The sequence below is a fragment of the Streptomyces sp. ISL-1 genome, assembly GCF_018614585.1.
Lineage (GTDB): Bacteria > Actinomycetota > Actinomycetes > Streptomycetales > Streptomycetaceae > Streptomyces > Streptomyces maoxianensis.
On the sequence record NZ_JAGGOI010000016.1, the window covers coordinates 1 to 21166 of the forward strand.

Annotated in this window: 23 protein-coding genes, 1 pseudogene and 1 riboswitch; of the genes and pseudogenes, 10 read left to right on the forward strand and 14 right to left on the reverse strand. The window is 71.3% G+C overall.

Going from position 1 to position 21166, the window contains the following annotated elements; genetic code table 11:
• Positions 1 to 64 precede the first annotated feature (64 nt).
• The 3 genes and pseudogenes from J7E87_RS13025 to J7E87_RS13035 form a co-directional block, all read right to left on the reverse strand.
• Positions 65 to 931, reverse strand: a complete 867-nt coding sequence (locus tag J7E87_RS13025) for a sterol desaturase family protein (protein WP_215093303.1) — start codon at positions 929 to 931, stop codon at positions 65 to 67.
• Between the two features lie 121 nt (positions 932 to 1052).
• Positions 1053 to 1775 (reverse strand): VIT family protein, encoded by a 723-nt coding sequence (locus J7E87_RS13030; RefSeq protein ID WP_215093305.1) that lies wholly within the window; start codon positions 1773 to 1775, stop codon positions 1053 to 1055.
• 159 nt (positions 1776 to 1934) lie between these two features.
• Positions 1935 to 2126 (reverse strand): annotated as a pseudogene (locus J7E87_RS13035) (amidohydrolase); the annotation flags it as partial.
• Between the two features lie 470 nt (positions 2127 to 2596).
• Here J7E87_RS13035 and J7E87_RS13040 point away from each other — a divergent pair.
• The 5 genes from J7E87_RS13040 to J7E87_RS13060 all read left to right on the forward strand — a co-directional run bounded on the left by J7E87_RS13040 (position 2597) and on the right by J7E87_RS13060 (position 7524).
• Positions 2597 to 3637, forward strand: coding sequence for a DEDDh family exonuclease (locus J7E87_RS13040; protein ID WP_308312923.1), 1041 nt, complete (start codon positions 2597 to 2599; stop codon positions 3635 to 3637).
• Positions 3638 to 3701: 64 nt separating this feature from the next.
• On the forward strand, positions 3702 to 3935 hold the full coding sequence (locus J7E87_RS13045) for a hypothetical protein (RefSeq protein ID WP_215093308.1): 234 nt from the start codon (positions 3702 to 3704) through the stop codon (positions 3933 to 3935).
• 189 nt (positions 3936 to 4124) lie between these two features.
• On the forward strand, positions 4125 to 4913 hold the full coding sequence (locus tag J7E87_RS13050) for an SURF1 family protein (RefSeq protein WP_215093310.1): 789 nt from the start codon (positions 4125 to 4127) through the stop codon (positions 4911 to 4913).
• Between the two features lie 62 nt (positions 4914 to 4975).
• A complete protein-coding gene (locus J7E87_RS13055) occupies positions 4976 to 6763 on the forward strand; it encodes a glycoside hydrolase family 15 protein (RefSeq protein ID WP_215093312.1) in 1788 nt (595 codons plus the stop codon).
• A gap of 5 nt (positions 6764 to 6768) precedes the next feature.
• On the forward strand, positions 6769 to 7524 hold the full coding sequence (locus J7E87_RS13060; protein WP_215093314.1) for an SDR family oxidoreductase: 756 nt from the start codon (positions 6769 to 6771) through the stop codon (positions 7522 to 7524).
• Positions 7525 to 7857: 333 nt separating this feature from the next.
• Here the strand turns inward: J7E87_RS13060 and amaP are convergent, their stop codons facing one another.
• Genes amaP through J7E87_RS13085 form a run of 5 tightly spaced genes read right to left on the reverse strand, consistent with a single transcriptional unit; the run spans position 7858 to position 10159 of the window.
• Positions 7858 to 8436 (reverse strand): alkaline shock response membrane anchor protein AmaP, encoded by a 579-nt coding sequence (gene amaP / locus J7E87_RS13065; protein ID WP_215093316.1) that lies wholly within the window; start codon positions 8434 to 8436, stop codon positions 7858 to 7860.
• 6 nt (positions 8437 to 8442) lie between these two features.
• Positions 8443 to 9084 carry a DUF6286 domain-containing protein gene (locus tag J7E87_RS13070; RefSeq protein ID WP_215093317.1) on the reverse strand — a complete coding sequence of 214 codons (642 nt, stop codon included), beginning with the start codon at positions 9082 to 9084 and terminating at the stop codon, positions 8443 to 8445.
• Positions 9081 to 9452, reverse strand: a complete 372-nt coding sequence (locus J7E87_RS13075) for a hypothetical protein (RefSeq protein WP_215093318.1) — start codon at positions 9450 to 9452, stop codon at positions 9081 to 9083. Before J7E87_RS13075 ends, J7E87_RS13070 begins: the two co-directional genes overlap by 4 nt.
• A gap of 6 nt (positions 9453 to 9458) precedes the next feature.
• Positions 9459 to 9650, reverse strand: a complete 192-nt coding sequence (locus J7E87_RS13080; RefSeq protein ID WP_215093319.1) for a hypothetical protein — start codon at positions 9648 to 9650, stop codon at positions 9459 to 9461.
• Between the two features lie 11 nt (positions 9651 to 9661).
• Entirely contained in the window at positions 9662 to 10159 is a 498-nt protein-coding gene (locus J7E87_RS13085) for an Asp23/Gls24 family envelope stress response protein (RefSeq protein WP_215093321.1), read from the reverse strand.
• 116 nt (positions 10160 to 10275) lie between these two features.
• Between J7E87_RS13085 and J7E87_RS13090 the strand changes: the two genes are divergently transcribed.
• A complete protein-coding gene (locus J7E87_RS13090) occupies positions 10276 to 10938 on the forward strand; it encodes a hypothetical protein (protein ID WP_215093323.1) in 663 nt (220 codons plus the stop codon).
• 29 nt (positions 10939 to 10967) lie between these two features.
• Here the strand turns inward: J7E87_RS13090 and J7E87_RS13095 are convergent, their stop codons facing one another.
• From J7E87_RS13095 to abc-f, 3 genes are all read right to left on the reverse strand, one after another.
• Positions 10968 to 11759, reverse strand: coding sequence for an enoyl-CoA hydratase/isomerase family protein (locus J7E87_RS13095; protein ID WP_215093325.1), 792 nt, complete (start codon positions 11757 to 11759; stop codon positions 10968 to 10970).
• A gap of 127 nt (positions 11760 to 11886) precedes the next feature.
• Positions 11887 to 12108: a helix-turn-helix domain-containing protein gene (locus J7E87_RS13100; protein ID WP_006123601.1), complete on the reverse strand. Its 222-nt coding sequence runs from the start codon at positions 12106 to 12108 to the stop codon at positions 11887 to 11889.
• A gap of 360 nt (positions 12109 to 12468) precedes the next feature.
• On the reverse strand, positions 12469 to 14067 hold the full coding sequence (gene abc-f / locus J7E87_RS13105; protein WP_215093327.1) for a ribosomal protection-like ABC-F family protein: 1599 nt from the start codon (positions 14065 to 14067) through the stop codon (positions 12469 to 12471).
• A gap of 274 nt (positions 14068 to 14341) precedes the next feature.
• On the opposite strand from abc-f, the gene J7E87_RS13110 reads away from it, so the two are divergent.
• Both J7E87_RS13110 and J7E87_RS13115 read left to right on the forward strand, forming a co-directional pair.
• Positions 14342 to 15232: a neutral zinc metallopeptidase gene (locus J7E87_RS13110; protein WP_215093329.1), complete on the forward strand. Its 891-nt coding sequence runs from the start codon at positions 14342 to 14344 to the stop codon at positions 15230 to 15232.
• 69 nt (positions 15233 to 15301) lie between these two features.
• Complete coding sequence (locus J7E87_RS13115) at positions 15302 to 15706, forward strand: VOC family protein (RefSeq protein WP_215093331.1); 405 nt, start codon at positions 15302 to 15304, stop codon at positions 15704 to 15706.
• Positions 15707 to 15791: 85 nt separating this feature from the next.
• On the opposite strand, the gene J7E87_RS13120 is transcribed toward J7E87_RS13115, so the two are convergent.
• The 3 genes from J7E87_RS13120 to J7E87_RS13130 form a co-directional block, all read right to left on the reverse strand.
• Positions 15792 to 17180 (reverse strand): hypothetical protein, encoded by a 1389-nt coding sequence (locus J7E87_RS13120; RefSeq protein WP_374195170.1) that lies wholly within the window; start codon positions 17178 to 17180, stop codon positions 15792 to 15794.
• Between the two features lie 110 nt (positions 17181 to 17290).
• Positions 17291 to 18415, reverse strand: a complete 1125-nt coding sequence (locus tag J7E87_RS13125; protein ID WP_215093333.1) for an alpha/beta hydrolase — start codon at positions 18413 to 18415, stop codon at positions 17291 to 17293.
• A 58-nt stretch (positions 18416 to 18473) separates the two neighbouring features.
• The gene (locus J7E87_RS13130; RefSeq protein ID WP_215093335.1) at positions 18474 to 19136 is read right to left on the reverse strand and encodes a class II aldolase/adducin family protein; all 663 of its coding nucleotides are present in this window, start codon (positions 19134 to 19136) and stop codon (positions 18474 to 18476) included.
• Between the two features lie 269 nt (positions 19137 to 19405).
• Between J7E87_RS13130 and J7E87_RS13135 the strand changes: the two genes are divergently transcribed.
• Both J7E87_RS13135 and J7E87_RS13140 read left to right on the forward strand, forming a co-directional pair.
• Complete coding sequence (locus J7E87_RS13135) at positions 19406 to 20662, forward strand: inorganic phosphate transporter (protein WP_215093336.1); 1257 nt, start codon at positions 19406 to 19408, stop codon at positions 20660 to 20662.
• A gap of 12 nt (positions 20663 to 20674) precedes the next feature.
• The gene (locus J7E87_RS13140; protein WP_215093338.1) at positions 20675 to 20899 is read left to right on the forward strand and encodes a hypothetical protein; all 225 of its coding nucleotides are present in this window, start codon (positions 20675 to 20677) and stop codon (positions 20897 to 20899) included.
• A 123-nt stretch (positions 20900 to 21022) separates the two neighbouring features.
• Positions 21023 to 21166, forward strand: a riboswitch (cobalamin riboswitch).

Genomic DNA, 21166 nt, shown 5'->3' on the forward strand with positions numbered 1-21166 from the left:
GCCGACTGCCCCGCAGGCACAGGCGGCTCCGAGGGCTCGGCGCGGCCCTGTCGACTGCCCCGGCTCACGCGACCCGCTCCGGCTCGGCGGCGGCCACCTGGACGGGCGGCTGCCAGCCGGGCCCGCGGAATACTCGGCCGGCCCGCTCGCGCCAGGTGCGGGCCGCCCGTACGTCCCGGGCGATCGCCGCGTACTCGTGCGTGGCCACCCGCAGCGGGTTGTACGTCCCGATGTTCTTGGTGAGCCCGAAGACCGGCCGCTCGGTCTCCGGCGCGAAGGACCCGAAGAGCCGGTCCCACACGATCAGGATCCCGCCGAAGTTCCGGTCCAGATAACCGCCTTGGGACGCATGGTGCACCCGGTGGTGGGAGGGCGTGTTCAGTACGAACTCGAAGGGCCGCGGCAGCTTGTCGATCCGCTCGGTGTGCACCCAGAACTGGTACACGAGGTTGGCGGACGAGCAGAAGGCGAGGGCGGCCGGATGCACGCCGCAGGCGATGAGCGGCAGATAGAACGGCCAGACCGTCAGGCTCGTCCAGGGCTGACGCAGCGCGGTGGAGAGATTGAACTTCCGGCTGGAGTGATGGACGACATGGCAGGCCCACAGGATCCGGATGACGTGGTGGCCACGGTGGGACCAGTAGTAGAAGAAGTCCTGCGCCAGCAGCATCAGCAGGATGGTCCACCACAGGACGGGGACACGGGCGGGCGTGAGTTCGTAGACCGCGGTGTAGATCGCGACGATGGGGATCTTCCACAGGACGTCGAAGACGAGGCTGCCGAGCCCCATCCCGATGCTGGTGGCGGCGTCTTTGGTCTCGTAGCCGGCGGCGTCCTCGTCCGGATGGAACCGGTAGCTCACGATCTCCAGGACGGTGAGCAGGACGAAGGCGGGTATCGACCACAGCACGACATCGGGCAGGTTCGGCATGCGAGCACCGTAGAGGCGGGGACCGGACCACGGCTAGACGTTGTTACCGACAAGTATGCGAGACGACTTGTCAGCTGCTTTTGGTGACTTCTGCCAATTCGGCCGTCAGGCGGTCCAGCCCTCAGACCCCCGCCGCGCCGAGCAGCGACCCCGCGCCGTACGTCACCGCCATCGCCAGCGCTCCGCCGACGACATTGCGCAGCACCGCCCGGCCCGCCGCCGTCCCGCCCAGGCGGGCGCTCGACCAGCCCGTCAGGGACAGGGCCACGAGCACCGAGAGGACCGTGACCGGCACGCGCAGGGACGACGGCGGCAGGACGATCGCCAGCAGTGGGAGCAGCGCGCCCACCGTGAACGCCAGGAAGCTCGCACCCGCCGCGTGCCACGGGTTGGCCAGCGCCTCCGGGTCGATGCCGAGCTCCACGCGCGCGTGGGCGCCCAACGCGTCGCGTTCGGTGAGCTGGACGGCGGCCTCGCGGGCCACCGCCGACGAGAGACCGTAGTCCGCCAACAGGCCGGTCAGCTCCTCCAGTTCCTCCTCCGGCTGTTCGCTCAGCTCGCGCTGCTCCACTTCCAGTGCCGCCTCCTCGGAGTCGCGCTGGGTGGATACGGAGACGTACTCACCGGCCGCCATGGACATCGACCCGGCCAGCAGCCCGGCGAGTCCGGCAGTGAGCAGCGTGCCGCGCGAGCCGGTGGCGCCCGCGACGCCGACGACGAGGCCCGCGGTGGAGACGATGCCGTCATTGGCGCCGAGGACCGCGGCGCGGAGCCAGTTGAGGCGCACGCCGAGGGGCCCGCCGTGAGCTTCGTCGTGGGGCACGTCCCGGAAACCGTCAGTCACCCGGGGAGGGTCTCACCCCGGAGTTCACCACACGCGCACCGACCCGCCCCGGGCAGGCGGAGCTCATCGCGTCCACCGGGATCTGCGCCGGCGGCTCGGCGGTCTCGGACGGGGTCGTAACGCCGGTCGTGGGGCGCGGCGGTCCGGCTGGCGACGGCGTCCGTATCCGCTGGCCGCATCCGCATCCGCATCCGCGTCCGCGTCCGGGAAGGCGACCTCGGCAGCCACCCCCTCGCCGTCGAGCTCCTTGAGTCGCTGGGCCGTGTGCCAACCGCCCTTGAGCCCTTCCTCGTTGTCGTTGAACCACTTGTTCGCGACGGCCCTGTTCGCGAATGCCTCGTTGTGTACGCCGTCCACGAGGTGGTCGGTCCAGTCGCCGGGCGAGAGCCAACTCGGGACGTGAAGACGGCGGAACACGACCCGGCCCCGGCACGGGCGCCGGCGCGGCCGGCGGATCCGAAGAGGCTATTCACCGCGTCCGTATGGGCGTTGGTGAGCGCGCTGCTGCAGCCATGAGGGAAGTCCGTGAGGAACGCGCCTGCGCCCTGTGCGGCTCCCGCGGTGCGCGGACCCGCTCGGTGGGCGCGGAGCCGGACGGCCGGGCGGAGCTCGTCCCGGAGCGTGGCCGCCGAAGGTGCCGCAGGCAGGCGGGTGTTGCGCCGTTGCCGCGGGCCGCGTGTCCCCCGAGGGGGTGACCGGCATTGCCGGCCGGCAGGCACGTGACCTGGCACGGTCACCGCCGAAAGCCCGCGTACCCGGCTCCGGTGGGTCGCGCGAGGACCGGGCCGATCCGTCGCTGTCAGTGCGGGCCCGTATTCTCTGTGACCATGCTCGACGACCGTACAACCGCAGCAACGGCGTGGCCGGCCGCGTATCCCGAGGGGTACGCGGTCGTCGACGTGGAGACCACCGGACTCGCCCGCGACGACCGGATAATCTCCGCTGCCGTGTACCGCCTCGACGCCCTGGGCAATGTCGAGGACCACTGGTACACCCTCGTCAACCCGGAGCGGGATCCGGGTCCGGTGTGGATCCATGGTCTGACGAGCGATGTGCTGGAGGGCGCGCCGCTGTTCGGCGAGATCGCCGTTGAGTTCGCCGAGCGGCTGGACGGCCGGGTCCTCGTCGCGCACAACGCCATCTTCGACTGGTCGATGATCGCCCGGGAGTACGCGCGGGCGCAGCGCACCGCGCCCACCCGGCAGCGGCTGTGCACCATCGCGCTCTCCAAGGAGCTGCGGCTGCCGCTGCCCAACTTCAAGCTGGAGTCGCTCGCCGCGCACTTCGGCGTCGTACAGCAGCGGGCGCACCACGCGCTGGACGATGCGCGGGTGCTGGCCGAGGCGTTCCGGCCGAGTCTGCACAGCGCGGCCCGCGACGGGGTGCGGCTGCCGCTGCTCGAGTGCCGTCCGCTGACGGAGTGGTCGGACTCCCCCGTGACCCCGCGGATCGGCTACCAGGCTTCGTACGGACAGGGCAGCTGGCGACCCTCGCGCAAGCGCCCGGCCTGCCCCCATCCCAACCCGGGGCGGTACGAGGTGGGCGGGCCGCTGACGCAGGGCATGCGGGTGGCGTTCTCCGGCGACACCTCCGTCGAACGGGAGCTGCTGGAGGACCGGGCGATCGAGGCGGGGCTGCATGTCGCGACCAGCGTGTCCCGGCTGACGAGTCTGCTGGTGACCAACGACCCTGAGGCGTCTACCTCGAAGACCGTCAGGGCGAAGTCGCACGGCACGCCGGTCATCGACGAGGCTGCCTTCACACAGCTGTTGCGTGACGTTGCACCGGCGCCCGGATCGGCGGGACCGGCACCCGCACCCCGATCGGCAGCGGCACCCGCACCCGCACCCGCATCGGAGTGAACCCGGCGCGACTCGCCCGCCGCCCGCTCGCCCAGCGGCGGCTTCCCGTCCCACCCTGTGGCGCATGGCACGTTGCGAAGTATGCGGAAACGACTACGGGATGTCCTTCGAGGTGCACGCGCAGGGCGCGGTGCACGTCTTCGACTGCTTCTCCTGCGCCATTCACCGCATGGCGCCCATCTGTGAGCACTGCCGGGTCCAGATCATCGGCCAGGGCGTCGAGGTCGGTGGCCACTGGTACTGCGGCGGGCACTGTGCCCGCGCGGAGGGGAGGGCGGGCATCGTCGACAAGGTGTGACCGGCGCGAGCCCGGTCGTTGAGTGCCATGCCGCGGCACGACGTGCTCAGTTCCCGGCCGCGCGGGGATGATCCGCGGTAGGCCCCGTGACCCTGCGAGCGGGGTCAGTTGTCCCGCGACAGCGGGGTTCGCGGCCCGGACGTCGACCCACCGTCCGGGCCGCAGGCCACAGCGGGTACGGTCGAAACCGTGTACCGCTTCCTGTTGTCCCGCCAGTGGGTGATCCTCACCCTCATCGGTCTCGTGTTCATCCCCACGATGATCGAGCTGGGTTTCTGGCAGTTCCACCGGCACCAGCACCGGGTCGCGCAGAACACCCTGATCGCCGAGAACCTCGGGGCGAAGCCCGTCCTCGTGACCGAGCTCACCTCCCCCGGGCACACCGTCCCGCGCGCCGACTACTGGCGTCAGGTCACCGCCACCGGCACCTACGACACCGCGCACGAAGTCGTCGTACGCCGCCGCACTTCCGCGGACGACCGGGTCGGCTTCCATGTACTGACCCCGCTGATCCTGGCCGACGGCCGGGCGGTCCTGATCAACCGCGGCTGGATCCCGACCGCCGCCGACCAGCGAGCTTTCCCCTCCGTACCGCCCGCTCCCAAGGGCACCGTGACCGTCACCGGCCGGCTCAAGGCCGACGAGACGACGAAGGCAAGCGGCATCAAGGACCTGACCGGTCTGCCGCCCCGCCAGGTCATGCTGATCAGCAGCGCGCAGCAGGCCAAGTCCCTTGGCCGGACCGTGCTCGGCGGCTATCTGGAACAGACCGCGCCCGAGCCGGCCGGCAAAAGCCCTGAAATGATCCCGGACCCCGACTACGACTCCATCGGCGCGCACATGGCGTACGCGGTCCAGTGGTGGCTCTTCACGGCCGCGGTACCCGTCGGCTGGGTGATTCTCGTACGCCGTGAGAAGCGCGACCGCGAGACCGCTGCGACGCAGGACGCCCGGGAGCCCTCCCCCGCGACGGTCTAGCAACCACCCGTGGCACGGTCACGGCTGCTTAACCCCCGCACTGGGCGGGAACACGCCAATGCGTGACGCTACGCATCGAGGACTACGCCCTCATCGGGGATCTGCAGACCGGCGCACTCGTCGGCAAGGACGGCTCCATCGACTGGCTTTGCCTGCCCCGCTTCGACTCGGGGGCCTGCTTCGCCGCACTGGTCGGCGACGAGGAAAACGGTCAGTGGCGGATCGCCCCGAAAGGCGCGGGCCTGTGCACCAGCCGCCGTTACATCGGCGACTCGCTCGTCCTGGAATCGGTGTGGGAGACGCACACCGGAACGGTCAAGGTCATCGACTTCATGCCGCAGCGCGACAGGGCCCCCGATGTCATGCGGATCGTGGAGGGCGTCAGCGGAACGGTCGAGATGAGCGCCGTCATGCGGATTCGCTTCGACTACGGCTCCATCGTGCCGTGGATGCGGCGCGCGGACGGCCACCGGGTGGCGGTCGCCGGTCCCGACTCCGTATGGCTGCGCAGCGAGCCGAACGTCAAGACGTGGGGTCAGCAGTTCAGCACCCGCTCGGCGTTCACGGTCGGTGCGGGCGAAAAGATCGCGTTTGTCCTGACCTGGTATCCCTCGCACATGCCGCGGCCTGATCTCATCGACCCCTACGAAGCGCTGGAGAGCAGCCTGGAGGACTGGGCCGCGTGGTCCTCGGGCTGCCGGAGCGAGGGCCGCTACCGCGAGGCGATCATGCGCTCCCTGATCACCCTCAAGGCGCTCACCTACGCCCCGACCGGCGGGATCGTCGCCGCGCCCACCACATCCCTGCCGGAAGAGCTCGGCGGCGTACGCAACTGGGACTACCGCTACTGCTGGCTGCGTGACTCCACTCTCACGCTCGGCGCACTGCTGACGGCGGGCTATCTGGACGAGGCGAAGGCCTGGCGTGACTGGCTGCTGCGCGCGGTGGCCGGCGACCCGGCGGACCTGCAGATCATGTACGGGCTGTCGGGCGAGCGCCGGCTGCCCGAGACCGAGCTTCCGTGGCTGTCCGGCTACGCGGGCTCCACGCCGGTCCGCATCGGCAATCGGGCCGTGGAGCAGCTGCAGCTCGATGTGTACGGAGAGGTCATCGACTCCCTCTATGTGGCGGAGCAGGCGGGTCTGGCCACGGAGAAACACGCCTGGAATCTGCAGCTCAGCCTGCTCGGCTTCCTGGAGTCCAAGTGGCGCGAGCCGGACGAGGGGCTGTGGGAAGTGCGGGGCCCGCGGCGCCACTTCGTGCATTCGAAGGTGATGGCATGGGTGGCGGCGGACCGAGCGGTGCGCACCCTGGAGGCGAATCCCTCGTTGCGCGGCGACGCGGACCGGTGGCGCACGATGCGGGACGAGGTGCACCAGGAGGTGTGCGAGAAGGGGTACGACCCGCAGCGGAACACCTTCACGCAGTTCTACGGCTCCCTCGAACTCGACGCGGCGACGCTGCTCATTCCGCGGGTCGGATTTCTGCCGCCGGACGATCCGCGGGTGATCGGGACGGTGGACGCGGTACGGAACGAGCTGGGGGCCAACGGCGCTCTCGTACGCCGCTACAGCACGGAGGGCGGGACGGTCGACGGGCTGCCGGGAGGCGAAGGGGCCTTTCTGGCCTGCTCGTTCTGGCTGGTGGACGCGCTGCGGATGACGGGGCGGGGGAAGGAGGCGCGGGAGCTCTTCGAGCGGCTGCTCCTCCTGCGCAACGACGTCGGGCTGCTCGCCGAGGAGTACGACCCGGTTGCCCGGTGCCAGCTCGGGAACTTCCCGCAGGCGTTCAGTCATATCGCGCTGGCGAACTCGGCCCTCGCGCTGAACGAGGAGGAGACGGCAGGATAGGGGCCATGGATCTTGGACTGAAAGACCGCGTCTACGTCGTCACGGGTGCGTCGCGGGGGCTGGGCAACGCCGCTGCGCGGTCGCTGGTCGCGGGCGGCGCGAAAGTAGTCATCTCCGGCCGCGACGAGAAGTCCGTCTCGGACGCCGCCGCCGAAGTCGGCCCGAACACGGTGGGCGTCGCCTCGGACAACGGCGACCCGGCGGCGGCGGAGCGGCTTGTCGCCGCGGCCCGGGCGCACTTCGGCCGCTTCGACGGCATTCTGATCAGCGTGGGCGGCCCGCCGCCGGGGTTCGCCGCGGACAATACGGACGACCAGTGGCTGGCGGCGTTCGAGACGGTGTTCCTGGGCGCGGTACGGCTGGCCCGCACGGCGGCCGCGGCGCTCGGCGAGGGCGGTGTCATCGGCTTCGTCCTGTCCGGCTCGGTCCATGAGCCGATCCCGGGCCTGACGATCTCCAACGGTCTGCGTCCCGGCCTGGCAGGCTTCGCGAAGTCCCTCTCGGTCGAACTCGGCCCCCAGGGCATCCGCGTCGTGGGCCTGCTCCCGGCCCGCATCGACACGGACCGCGTCCGCGAACTCGACGCGCTCTCGGGCGACGCGGACGCGGCACGCACGGCGAACGAGTCCCGCATCCCGCTGCGGCGCTACGGCAGGCCGGAGGAGTTCGGCAACGCGGCGGCGTTCCTGCTGTCGCCGGCGGCGTCGTACTTGACGGGCGTAATGCTCCCGGTGGACGGCGGCATGCGCCACGGCTTCTGAGGCGGCGCGGGGGTCGTCGGCGGGGCGCGGGGACGGGACCGTCGCCGGGTGCGGGGGGCTGGGTTGTGCGCTTTCCCCGCCCGCCGGGTGCGGCCTTGTGGGAGAAGCTCCCGCGCTGCGCGGGGGCGTGCGTCCCACCCGCCCGTCCGATCACTCCGGTCCGCGAGTGTGAGCAGGGGGTCCGCCGACCCCGCGACCGCCGGGCGCTGTGCCCGGAGCCCCCGGGCCGCGGAGGCGGTGAGGCGCCGACCTCGCCGCGTCGGGCGCGGCCCGGTGGCGAAGCGCCCTGCTCCCTCACCTCCAGGGGTCCGGGGGGTGGAGCCCCCGCCACCCTCAACTCACCCTCTGCGCCCGGTGCTTCGCAGCTCGCAGGCGGACCTCCGTCGGCAGCACCGCCAGGCCCGCCGAGTCTCGCGCGTGACCCACCGCCTCCTCCGAGAGACGCGTCAGCGTCTCGCCCGGCGACGCGTGCGGTTCAAGGAGCAGACCCACCCGCGCCTCGGGCGCGCTCCGGCGGCCCGTCAGCGTCACATGCGCGCGGGACACGCCTTCCAGAGATTCCGCCTCGCCCTCCAGCACGCCCTCCAACGCTCGGCCCCGCAGCAGCGCACCCTCGCCGTCACCGCTGTCGACGAGAACCTCCGCCAGCCGGGAGCGCCGGAGTTGGGCGAGCACCAACCACAGCGCCAGTAGCACCACCACCGCGAGTCCCCCGATGACCGCGGGCCACCACCAGCCCTCGGCGCGCCAGCGGTCCCGGTCCGCCTCGCTCAGCAGCACATCGTTCGGCCCGTCCCACGGCCACCAGGACGGCACCGGCCAACCCGCCCCCGCGGCGAGCACCCCGCCGCCCACGCACAGCAGCACCAGCCCGGCGAGGCCGAGCACCACGCGATTGATCACCCGAAGCATCCGGTCTCACCTCTTCTTCGCGGGCGGCCGGCGGACGTGCACAGTCAGGGCGGGCGGCCTGGCGAGGCCGAGTTCCTTGATGGCGGCGCCCACCGCTGCGTCCAGGTCCGCGCGTACGTCGTCGAGTTCGCGGAAGTGGGACACGGCCCGCACGGAGACCTTCCTACGCCCCGTCCGTACGCGCGCGGACTGCACCCCGGAGACCTCCATCGCCCGGTCCCGCAGCACGAGCGCCGCGGCATCCCGGTCGAGTCCCGCTCGTACGGACGCGATGTCGCGGCGCATCGGCAGCAGCGAACGAAGTCCGGGCGTGACGGCGATGACGATGAGACAGACGCCGAGGATCATCGCGGCCACCGCGACTGCCAGCACCCACAGTTCGTCCACCCGCCACTTCGCGAGGTCCGCCGCGAGAGCGCGGCGCCATTGCATGGCGGGGCGGTTGGCCCGTACTGCCGCGATGTCGTACAGGAGCAGCCCCGCGCCGCCGAGCACCACCAGGGCCAGCAGCCCGGCCGGCACCCGGCGTACGGACCAGAAGCGCCCGGCCTTGCCGCCGTCGCCGTCGTCCGGCGCCACGCGCGGCTCGTAGGCCGCGGCCGACGCCGACTGGTCCAGATCGAGCACGGGCCGTACGGGCTCGGTCATCGGATCCTCCCCTGTGCCGCCCTGCGCGAGTGCACCGAGTGCAGCCGTTCGACCTGCACGGCCACCTCGGGCACATCCATCCCCGCCAACGCCTTTACCCGCTCGGCGACTCGGTGACGCACGGCACCGCACTGGCCGCCGATGTCGGAGGGGTAGTCGAGTTCCAGGCTGACCCGCACGCGGGCGACGTCATGGTGCACCGTGAGCGTGGCACGGGGCGGCGCGCCGCCCTCGGGCACGCCGTCGAGCGCCTCCCGCGCCGCCTGCGCGGCGATCTTCGCCACCACCCGGTCGGCGATGACGGTGGCCCCGCGCTCGGCGGCTGCAACGCTCCCTCTATCTTCGGTGGGGGCACCCCCGTCGGCCACGGCGTGTCACCGCCGCCGCTCGCCGCGATCGCGACTGCGGAAGAAGTCGCCGGGTTCGATGTCGCCGTCGAGGATCCGGCCCGCCATGAAGCCGACCGCCCCCAACGCGGCGACGAGTAGAAATGCACCGAATCCGCCGAAGTATCCGGCGAAGGCGAGTGCCATGCCGGCCAACAGGCCGACCACGGTCATGCTCATCGTGGGCTCCTCTACTGGAGACGCGGCTCCGGCTCGTCCTCTTCCTCATCAGGCAGCTTCACATCGCTGACTGCGATATTGACCTCGACGACTTCGAGTCCTGTCATGCGTTCCACCGCGGAGATGACGTTCTCGCGGACGGCGCCGGCGACGTCGATGATGGAGACGCCGTAGTCGACGACGATCTCCAGGTCGAGGGCCGTTTGCACCTCGCCGACCTCGGCCTTCACCCCGCGGGTGGCAGTGGACTTGCTGCCGCCGGGCACCCGGTCGCGGACCGCGCCGAAGCTGCGGGCGAGGCCACTGCCCATCGCGTGGACGCCCACCACATCGCGGGCGGCGAGCCCGGCGATCTTCTCGACCACCCCGTCGGCGATCGTGGTACGGCCACGGGACGCGGGATCGCCGCCCCCACGCTTGGTCACTGAGGTCCTCCTGGGCGCCTCGTCCGAGCCGGAGGGCTCGCCGCCAGGGTTCTCGGGACGGTTTCGCTGAGAGGTTTCGGTCATGGCCATGCGTCCTTTCCGGGCGGTGGGGACTCCCTTTCCGGGGGGCGGGGGGACTCCGCCGCCCACCTTAGGTGCGTTTGCCCCATTTCGCGCCGGAGATGCGGCAAGCTGGAGTAATGACCACGGCTGATGCGGTACGGCGACGTCTCGGGCTCGGCAGGCTGCTTCCGCTGGGCGGTGCGGCGGACGGCGCCTGGCTGGCCGAGCAGGCGGCCGCGGCGGTGCTGCGGCGGGCGGCGGGCGAGGTCCCGGGGGTGACTCCCGGTCGGCTCAGGCTGGCACTGGCGGATCCCGACACTGCGGCCGCACCCACCGTGCCGGCCCCGCCGAGCGCGCTGCCGCCGGGGCCGCTGCGGATTGAGGCGGATTTCGCCGCCGCGGCGCGGGATCCGCTGCCCGACACCGCGTCCGCGCTGCGCACCGTGCTGTTCGCGGCCGCGGCCCAGCTGGATCTGGAGGTCGCGGAGGTGGATCTACGGGTGACGGAGCTGCTGGACGCCGCCCCGGAGGCGCCGGCTCCCACTCCCCCGGCCGAGGTACGGGCCGCCGCCCCGACAGACCCGGCGGGCACGGCGGCGTCCCGGGTCCCGGGGGTCGCGCATCTGACGGCCACCCTGGGCACTGCAGTGCGTCTCGCCCCCGACCATGTACGCGTCGAGGTGGCGACGGCGAGCGGCCACCGCCCGCTGGAGGTGGTCCGGGCGGTCCGCGAGGCGGTGACGACGGCGCTCGCGGACGGCCGCCCGGTGGCGGTATTGGTCAGCTCGGTCTGGGCCTGAAGGGGGCGGGGTGAGCCGGTCGGCAGGGATCAGTCGCCGATGCCCGCGAGATCACGCAGTCGGCGCGCCTGCGCCGCCCGCTCCGCGGTGCGCTGCTCCTCGTACGAACGCCCGCCCACGCCCTGGAGCAGCGCCTTCGTCTCGATGACCGCGTCCCGAGGCGCAGCGAGCAGCGCGCCTGCCAAGTCCCGAACCGCACTGTCGAGTTCGTCTCCCGGCACTACGAGGTTGGCGAGGCCGGTGCGCTCGGCCTCCTCGGCGTGCACGAAGCGGCCCGTCGCGCAGATCTCCAGCGCGCGGGCATAGCCGACGAGCGACACCAGCGGATGGGTGCCGGTGAGGTCGGGGACGAGCCCGAGGCTGGTCTCGCGCATGGCGAACTGCACGTCCTGCGCGACGACCCGGAGGTCGCAGGCGAGGGCGAGCTGGAATCCGGCGCCGATCGCATGACCCTGGACGGCCGCGATGGAGACGATGTCACTGCGGCGCCACCAGGTGAACGCTTCCTGGTACTCGGCGATGACCGCGTCGAGCTCCGTGTCGGAGCCGCGTGCGAGGTCGAGGAAGGACGGCTCGCCGTCGAAACCTTCGGGCGTGAACGCCTGCCGGTCCAGGCCGGCGGAGAAGGACTTGCCCTCGCCGCGCAGCACCACGACACGCACATCGCCCGGCAACGACCGACCCGCCAGCGCCAACGCCCGCCACAGCGCGGGAGATTGGGCGTTGCGCTTGTCCGGGTTGGCCAGGGTCACCGTGGCAACCGCGTCCTCGACGGTGAGCCGTACGCCGTCCTTGTCGAGCACAGAGTCGAGCGAAGTCATGGGGCGCCTCCGGTTCGGGTGCAGTCAGTGCAGACGAAGATAAGTGACTGCACAGTAACCACCCGGCCGCACGTACGACCGACCGGGTGGCCACCATGGAAACCGGTGGACCGGAGGAGCCCGGCCGTCAGGCCGAAGCGGCCTTCTTGCCTCGCGTCGCTCCGCCGCGTCCTCGCAGCGTGACTCCGGACTCGCTGAGCATCCGGTGGACGAATCCGTAGGAGCGGCCGGTCTCTTCGGCCAACGCCCGGATGCTCGCACCGGAGTCGTACTTCTTCTTCAGGTCTGCCGCGAGCTTGTCGCGCGCGGCGCCGGTTACCCGGCTGCCCTTCTTCAGAGTCTCGGCCACCCGTGCCTCCTCATGGGAAGTGCGCTCTGGACTCTCATGATCACCCCTCCGGAGCTTCCTGGCCACCCATTCGGCAAGGTCCGTGCGACAAGCTTTGCCGTGCGCCGAGTGGTCGCCACGACCGGAATTACTCATTCCGCACGTCCTTGTACGCACGCCCGGGCGGGTTCCCGCCAGAAGTAGCAGGTCAGCGGCGCGCCGGGGAGACGGGCGCGGCGCAGCACCGGACGGAGAGGATCCGCTCGGCGCCACGCCGTAGTACGAGACGCACTCACTCAGATGATGGATCACCGGTGAGCCGAATGATCCATACGGAGTGGATCAGCGCCGGACCGGACCGGAAAGCCGGGAACGAGCGGGTCAGGCGAGCGCCACCAGGTCCGCGTAGTCCGCGCCCCACAGGTCCTCGACCCCGTCCGGCAGCAGGATGATGCGCTCCGGCTCGAGCGCCAGGACCGCTCCCTCGTCGTGCGTGACGAGGATGACGGCGCCCTTGTAGGTGCGCAGCGCGCCGAGGATCTCCTCGCGGCTGGCCGGGTCGAGGTTGTTGGTGGGCTCGTCGAGAAGCAGGACGTTCGCGGACGAGACGACCAGCGTGGCCAGTGCGAGTCGGGTCTTCTCACCGCCGGAGAGGACCCCGGCCGGCTTGTTGACGTCGTCACCGGAGAACAGGAACGAGCCGAGGGTCTTGCGCACCTCGACGAGATCGAGGTCGGGCGCGGAGGAGCGCATGTTCTCCAGGACAGTGCGGTCCGGGTCGAGGGTCTCGTGCTCCTGGGCGTAGTAGCCGAGCTTGAGGCCGTGGCCGGGGGTGACCGCTCCGGTGTCCGGCTTCTCCACTCCGGCGAGCAGCCGCAGCAGGGTGGTCTTGCCCGCTCCGTTGAGGCCGAGGATGACGACCCGGGAGCCCTTGTCGATGGCGAGGTCCACATCGGTGAAGATCTCGAGCGAGCCGTACGACTTGGACAGGCCCTCCGCGGTCAGCGGGGTCTTGCCGCAGGGCGCGGGCTCCGGGAAGCGCAGCTTGGCGACCTTGTCGGAGGCCCGTACCTCTTCGAGACCGGCGAGCAGCCGCTCGGCCCGCTTGGCCATGTTCTGCGCGGCCACGGTCTTGGTGGCCTTGGCCCGCATCTTGTCGGCCTGCGAGTTGAGGGCGGCGGCCTTCTTCTCGGCGTTCTGCCGCTCGCGCTTGCGGCGCTTCTCGTCGGCCTCGCGCTGCTGCTGGTAGAGCTTCCAGCCCATGTTGTAGACGTCGATCGTGGAGCGGTTGGCGTCGAGGTAGAAGACCTTGTTGACGACCGTCTCGACGAGGTCGACATCGTGGGAGATGACGATGAAGCCGCCGCGGTAGGTCCTGAGGTAGTCGCGCAGCCAGACGATCGAGTCGGCGTCGAGGTGGTTGGTCGGCTCGTCGAGGAGCAGGGTGTCGGCGTCCGAGAAGAGGATGCGGGCGAGCTCGACGCGGCGGCGCTGACCGCCGGAGAGCGTATGCAGCGGCTGGCCGAGGACCCGGTCGGGCAGGCCGAGCGCGGCGGCGATGGTGGAGGCCTCCGCCTCGGCGGAGTAACCGCCCTTGGTCAGGAACTCCGTCTCCAGGCGCTCGTACTTCTTCATCGCCTTCTCGCGGGTGGCGCCCTGGCCGTTCGCCATCCGGTCCTCGTTCTCGCGCATCTTCCTCAGTACGGAGTCGAGGTCGCGGGCGGAGAGGATCCGGTCGCGGGCGAGGGTGTCGAGGTCGCCGGTGCGCGGGTCCTGCGGGAGGTAGCCGACCTCGCCGGAGCGGGTGATGGTGCCCGCGGCGGGGGTGCCTTCGCCCGCGAGGCACTTGGTGAGGGTGGTCTTGCCCGCTCCGTTGCGGCCTACCAGCCCGATGCGGTCGCCTTTGGCGATACGGAAGGATGCGGACTCGATGAGGACGCGGGCGCCGGCGCGCAGCTCGACGCCGGAAGTGGTGATCACGGAAAGACTCCAGGGCGGTATTGACGGCGGAAGGGACGGTCGTGGGAGCTTCGACGCCGTCTAATGCGCAAGGAGAATTGCCATACCGGCCACTGTACCGGGGTCGTGCAAGTGGTTTGGCGCGGGCTTTCCCGGCTGCCCCCGGGCTCGGTCCAGCCGCGAGAGGGGTTGATAGCGGGGCTATCGCGATAAAAAGGGCAAGACGCATCGGAGTGATCGATACTCGGCGCAGGGCGGCGGGCTGCCGCCGCTGTGCAGCCGAGGGCGGTGGCCCATGCAGTTCGACGACGACGCCGACCTGGACACTTCCGAGGTCCAGGACGGGCGCGGCAGCCGTATCCCCGGCGGCAGGGCGACCGTCGGAGGTGGCATCGCCGGCGTCATCGCGCTGATCCTGGGACTGCTCTTCGGGGTGCGTCCCGAGCAGCTGGGGCTGTCGTCCGGCGACTCCGATCCGGCAGCGACAACCTCGTCACAGACGCAGGTGAACGAGGCATGCAGGAGGGGCTCGGACGCCAACACCCGGGAGGACTGCCGCATCGTCGCGGTGGTCAACAGCGTGCAGGACTACTGGCGGGCGGAGTTCCCACGGCGGCAGGGCCGCTACTCGGACGCGCGGACGGTCATGTTCACCGGCCGGGTGGGTACGGCGTGCGGAACGGCGACCGAGGCGGTCGGGCCGTTCTACTGCCCCGGGGACAGGCAGGTCTATCTGGATCTCGGCTTCTTCGACGATCTGCGGACCACGTTCGGGGCGAACGGCGGGCCGTTCGCCCAGGCGTATGTGGTGGCTCATGAGTACGGCCATCATGTGCAGGACCTGATGGGCACCTTGCGGCAGGCGCAGGACGGGCAGCGGGGCGCGGGCAGTAACGCGGTGCGGCTGGAGCTGCAGGCGGACTGCTACGCGGGGGTGTGGGCGCACCATGCGACGACCACGCCGGACGGGACCACCGGGCGGCCTGTGCTGACCACGCTGACGCGGCAGGACATCGAGGACGGCCTGGACGCGGCCGCCGCGGTCGGCGACGACCGGATCCAGGAGAGGTTCCAGGGGCGGGTCACCCCGGAGTCCTGGACGCACGGCTCGGCCGCGCAGCGCCGGCAGTGGTTCCACAACGGCTTCCGTACGGGCGACATGGCCCGGTGCGACACCTTCCGCTGAGTGTCAGTGGCGGCTGCGAGACTGAGACGCAGATCACGTTCCACCGTCGAGCATGAAGGAGTGATCGAGATGTCTGAGTCCCCGAGCATCTGTCCGACGCTGCTGTACGCGGACGCGAAGGCCGCGATCAAACAGCTCACCGAAGCCTTTGGCTTCACCGAGCGCGCGGTGTACGAGGACGAGGCGGGCGCGGTCGTGCACGCCGAGCTGATCTTTGGCAACGGCATGGTGATGCTGGGCAGCAAGGGCACCGGCAGCGAGTTCGACAAGCTGATGAAGGACGGCGGTCCGGTGGGGGTGTTCGTCCATGTCGACGACGTCGACGCACACCACGCCAGGGCGGTGGAGCGCGGAGCGGACATCATGATGCCGCCGACGGACCAGGACTACGGCGCGCGCGACTACATGGCGCGTGACATCGAGGGCAACGTATGGAGCTTCGGCACGTACACGCCAGGGGCGGAGGAGTCTTAGCCCCCTTGCGCCCGGCTCGTGTCCTCGGTCGCCGGAGGGGCTTGGTTCCAAGCCCCTCCGGCGGCCGAGGAAAAGCCGGGTCGCCCTAGGCGTCTCCGGTGTGCACCTGGAACGCCGCACGGCGTACGGCCTTGGCCAGAGCGGGGTCCGGGTGCGCGGCGGCCAGAGCGACCAGGACCTGGACGGTGCGGGGGTGTCCCCCGGCCCGGACCTCTTCGAGGAGCGCCGGGACCGTGCCCTGCACCGCGGAGTCGAGATGGCGCAGCAGCAGTTCGGGCTCGCCGTGGTCGGCGACGGCCGCCGCGGTGTCCACCCAGAGCCACGTCGCTTCCGCCCGGGTGAGGACGTCGGCGGCGTCCTCCGGGTCCGCGCCTTCCTGCTCGGCGAGCCAGAGCAGGACATAGGGACGCAGCGACGGCTCGTCGGCGGTGGCGCGGACCTCGGCCTCCGCGGGGGCGCCGACGACCCGCAGCGCCTCGAAGGCGAGCCCGCGCAGCAGGGCGTCCTCGCCGCGGGCGACGGCGAGGAGCTCCGCGACGGCGCTCGGGACGGTGCGGGCGGCGAGCCAGGCGCGGTACTCGGCGCGGGCCGGGCCCGGGGTGAGGCGGGCGCAGCCGCGCAGCATGTCCTCGGCGGACTGCTCGATGTTGCCCGCGGGGCTCTGCGCGGCGACGCAGATCTGCTCGAGCTTGACCCAGACCGCCCAGTTGCCGAGGGGGGTGAGAGTGGCGGACCGGCCCCTGTCGAGGGTCAGGGCGCCGACGGCCGACAGGCCCTGAAGAGCCCAGTGGAGAAGCGCGGAGACGGGGATGTCCTCCTGCCCGGCCTCGGGCAGGTCGGGCTGCGGGCCGTAGGGCACTTCGCAGCGCTCCTCGCGCAGTTCCGCGACGCGCTGCTGCAACAGGTCCAGCAGCAGCGGTACGAGCACGGGCCCGGCCGAGAGCTGAAGGAGGGAGAGCACCTGGGGCACGGCCTCGACGACCTCGGCGACCGCGGTGGGGGCGACGTCCTCGGGGGCGGGGTGGACCAGCGACCAGGCGTCGAAGAGGGCGACCCAGCCACGCAGTACGGCCATGTCGTCGCGGTCCCAGGCGCGCAGCCGCCAGCCGGGGCGCGCGGTGTCGCCGTGCAGTTCGACCAGGCCGGCGAGGCGGGCCCGGTCCCAGCCCGCGCGTACCTGGAGCGGGGTCAACTCCAGTGCGGCGGCCGCCCGTTGCTGGGACCGCTCGGTGAGCTGTGAGGAGCTGGGGTCCCGCTCGACAGCCGCCCAGCGGGCGATCCGTACGGCGTCGGCGAGTACCACCCTCGCCTGGCGGGCCAGTTCCGAGGGGGCGGGAGTGCCCTCGGGAGGCCGGGGGGCCGGCCGGGTGCGCCGGGTCGTCACGGCCCGCCTGGCGGTGGCCAGCGACTGCGGGCGGACAAGACGGAGTCTGGAGTTGCGCGCCAATTGCTCATCAGGCTTTCGGGACGTCACGAGGGGCAGTCTTCCCGCTGACGGCCCGAAAGCCCAAACGGAACCTGGTCGGCCGTGCCGCGCGGCCGTTCCGCCAGGACCCCGCCGGAGGCGTCATGACCACGTCAGGGCTACATCAGGGGGGTGAGGAAGCGGCGGAGGACTTCTTCGTAGCCTGCCGGGTCGGCGTTCCACATGGCGGCGTGCGGGGCGTGCTGAACCGTGTGGAGGCTGATCAGCTCGGGGCGGCGGGCGGCCAGTTCGCGGGACCGCTGCCAGGGGGCGAGCATGTCCTCCGGGCCGTGGAAGATCAGCGTCGGCACACGCAGGGAATCCGGGTCCGAGGCGCTGAGCAGCCGGTCGCCGTGCAGTCCGGTCCTGCCCTGCGCCGCCCTCACGGCGAGGGGCAGCAGGACCGCCGGGGTCCGGCGGGCGGCCAGATTGCGCAGGGTGGCCTCCCAGTCGAGGACCGGGGAGTCAAGGACGAGCCCGCTGATCCGGTCACGCAGCGCGGAGTTGGCGGCGGCGTGCAGGGCCATCGACGCGCCGGTGGACCAGCCGTACAGGACGACGTTCTCGGCGCCGTGGCGTACCGCGAAGCGGATGGCCGCGTCCAGGTCGCGCCACTCGGAGTCGCCGAGGTGGCCGAGCCCGTCGGGGGGCTCGGGGGCGCCCTCGTCCCCCCGGTAGGCGAGGTCCAGGACGGGGAACCGCTGGGCGTGCAGGAACGGCAGGAGGTTCAGCGGGTGTTCCCGGGTGGCGCCCAGGCCGTGCACGGTGATCACCCACGTCTCCCGCGGGCCCGGCACGAACCAGGCGGGAAGCGCGCCGAGTTCGCCGGGGATCCCGACATCGCGGTGGGCGATGCCGAGCGCGCTCGACGGGTCACCGCTGTGCACCTGCGGGGTGAGCCGCACCCTGCTGCCGGGCCGCAGTCTGCCGCGGTTGACCCGCTCCAAGCGGCGTACGACGGTGTCGACGGGGTGCGACACCCCGTCGAGTACGGGGCCGACGACCGCGTGGACATCCTCGCCGTCGAGTGCGTACGTGCCGGGGCGCTGTGTGGCGAGGCTGCGGGTCAGGGTCACCTGGCCGTCGGCCGTGGCATGCACGGTGGGCCGGGGCTCGCCGGGCAGCGGCCGTCCTGGCTGCGCTTTGAGCGCGGCGTCGCTTGCGTAGCGGCCGAGGGCAATCGCGGCCGCGCCGACACCTATCAGAGTGGTGACGGCCGCTGCCGTCGCTTTAGCCGGGCGCATCGTTCCAGTGTCGGCACCAGCCCGCCGCACTGCCAGTGGACAGCGGCCGCAGGTGGTGTCAGCGAGGCCGGCCGTACCCCTGGAGCTTGTCCGCGGCCTCGCGCAGCTGGGAGCCGGTGAGCAGGCTGGGCGTGTGTCCGGGCAGTGATGCCGCGGTCAGCCAGAGGCGGCACATCCACTCCAGCTGGGCGGTGCGGTCGTAGGCCTGGTCGAGGGAGTCGCCGTAGGCGACGGTGCCGTGGTTCTGCAGCAGGCAGGCACTGCGCTCGCGCAGTGCGTGGAGCATGTTCGCCGCCAGCTCGTCCGTTCCGTACAGGGCGTACCGCGCTACGCGGACGGTGCCGCCGAGGGCCGCGGCCATGTAGTGGATGGGCGGGAGCTCGGGGACGAGCGTGGAGACGGCGGTGGCATAGACGGCATGGGTGTGGACGACGGCGCCGGCCTGAGTGTTGCGGTAGACCTCCAGGTGCAGCGGCAACTCGCTGGTGGGGGCGAGCTCGCCGAGGAGCTGGTTGCCGTCGAGATCGACGGCGACGGTGTCCTCGGGGGTGAGCCGGTCGTAGGGGACTGCGCTCGGGGTGACGAGGACGAGTCCGCCGACCCGCGTCGAGACATTGCCCGATGTGCCCACCACGAGGCCTGCCGCCGCAGTCCTGCGGGCCGTGGCCACGAGGTCTTCCCATGCCCGCTCGATCGCGTTCTGCCGCACCTGATCGGTCATGCGGCGATCCTGTCAGGCGGTGCCGGAGGCCGCAGCGGCAGGCGGGTGACGAAGATCACGCAAAGCGCAACAAAGAGCCGGTTTTCGCTTCGGTTCGGCGTCGCTGCCACGCCCTCCTCCTGCTGTCACCGGGCCGACACGGCGGCGGACACACGTGGACTGACGGATCCTCACTTGAGGACACCGCAAAGCCCGTCTCAGTTCATCTTCCGTTCATCCAGGTTAACTACGTTCGCCGGGCCACTGACGTCAAACGATTGCCTGGGTAAATGGAACACATCACCTTGCTGCTCGCGATTGTGATCGTGACAGCGCTCGTGTTCGATTTCACGAACGGTTTCCACGACACCGCCAACGCGATGGCGACGACCATCTCGACCGGCGCTCTGAAACCCAAGACGGCGGTGGCCATGTCCGCCGTGCTCAATCTCGTCGGCGCGTTTTTGTCCGTGGAGGTCGCCAAGACGATCTCCAGTGGCATCGTCACCGAGGACGGCATCACACCTCAGGTCATCTTCGCGGCGCTCGTCGGCGCCATCCTGTGGAATCTCATGACCTGGCTGATCGGCCTGCCGTCCAGCTCCTCGCACGCCCTCATGGGCGGACTGATCGGCGCCACCATCGCCTCGGTCGGCGTCGGCGGAGTCAACGGCGGCACTGTCGTCACCAAGGTGCTGATCCCCGCGATCGCCGCCCCACTGGTCGCCGGCATCGCCGCGTTCCTGGCCTCCCGGCTGACCTACCGGATCGGCCGGAACGCCGACGGGAAGGCCACCGCGAAGGGCTACCGCGCCGGCCAGATCACCTCGGCGGGCCTGGTCTCCCTGGCCCACGGCACCAATGACGCGCAGAAGACCATGGGCATCATCACGCTGGCGCTCATCGCCGGCGGCATTCTCTCCCCCGGCTCCAACCCTCCGATGTGGGTCATCCTCGCCGCGGGTCTCGCGATCGCGCTGGGCACCTACCTCGGCGGCTGGCGCATCATCCGCACCATGGGCAAGGGCCTGACCGACCTCCAGCCGCAGCAGGGCTTCGCCGCCCAGACCAGCGCGGCCAGCGTCATCCTCGCCTCCTCCAACATCGGCTTCTCGCTGTCGACCACGCACTCCTGCTCCGGCGCCGTGATGGGCGCGGGACTCGGCCGCAAGGGCGGCGTGGTCCGCTGGTCCACCGCCACCCGGATGTTCGTCGCCTGGGGCCTGACCCTGCCGGCCGCCGGTCTGGTCGCCGCGGGCTCGGAGTTCGTGACCAAGCAGGGCGACTGGGGTGTCGCGGCCGTCGCGGCCTTCCTGATCGGCGCCTGTGCCGCGATCTGGTTCGTCTCCCGCCGCCAGGTGGTCGATCACACCAATGTCAACGACGTGACCGGCGACGCCGAGCCCGCCGGTGTGGTGACCGCAGCCATCGCGGCCGTCACTCCGCCGCCGGCCGGCACGCCCGCGCAGGACCTCAAGGCGAACATCCCGGCCCAGCCCCAGGCGGCCGACTCCGAGGAGCCGGCGACGCAGCCGGCCAGGGTATAAGGACAGATCAGCATGAACATCGACTGGGCAGCTCTCGGTTCCGTCTTCGGCGTGAGCCTCGTCGCCACCGTCGCCCTGGTGGGTCTGTTCACCCTGGGCATCGTGGGCCTGACCAAGCAGGAAGCGGCAGCCGCGGGGGGCGGCGGCTCCGCGGTCCTGGCGCGCACCGGCGCGTACGCCTGCTTCGCGGCTTGCGCGGCGGCCGTGTCGTACGGGATCTATCTGATCGTCGTCTGACGGCGGCTCACTGAGCACCAGGCCGGGCCGGGCACCCCCGTGGGTGACCCGGTCCGGCCCTTTTCTGTGCCGTCGATGTGGGGCTCGGCACACTCTCCCGCCGCAGGTCAAGGGTGAGTTGACGGGCGTTCTCGCACGTGGTGGACTTCCCAGGCCATCTACGGCGGCAGAAGAGGAAGCCGGTGCGAATCCGGCGCGGTCCCGCCACTGTCACCGGGGGAGCAATCCCCCGGAAGCCAGGAACTCTCACCGCCGGTCACGTCGAAC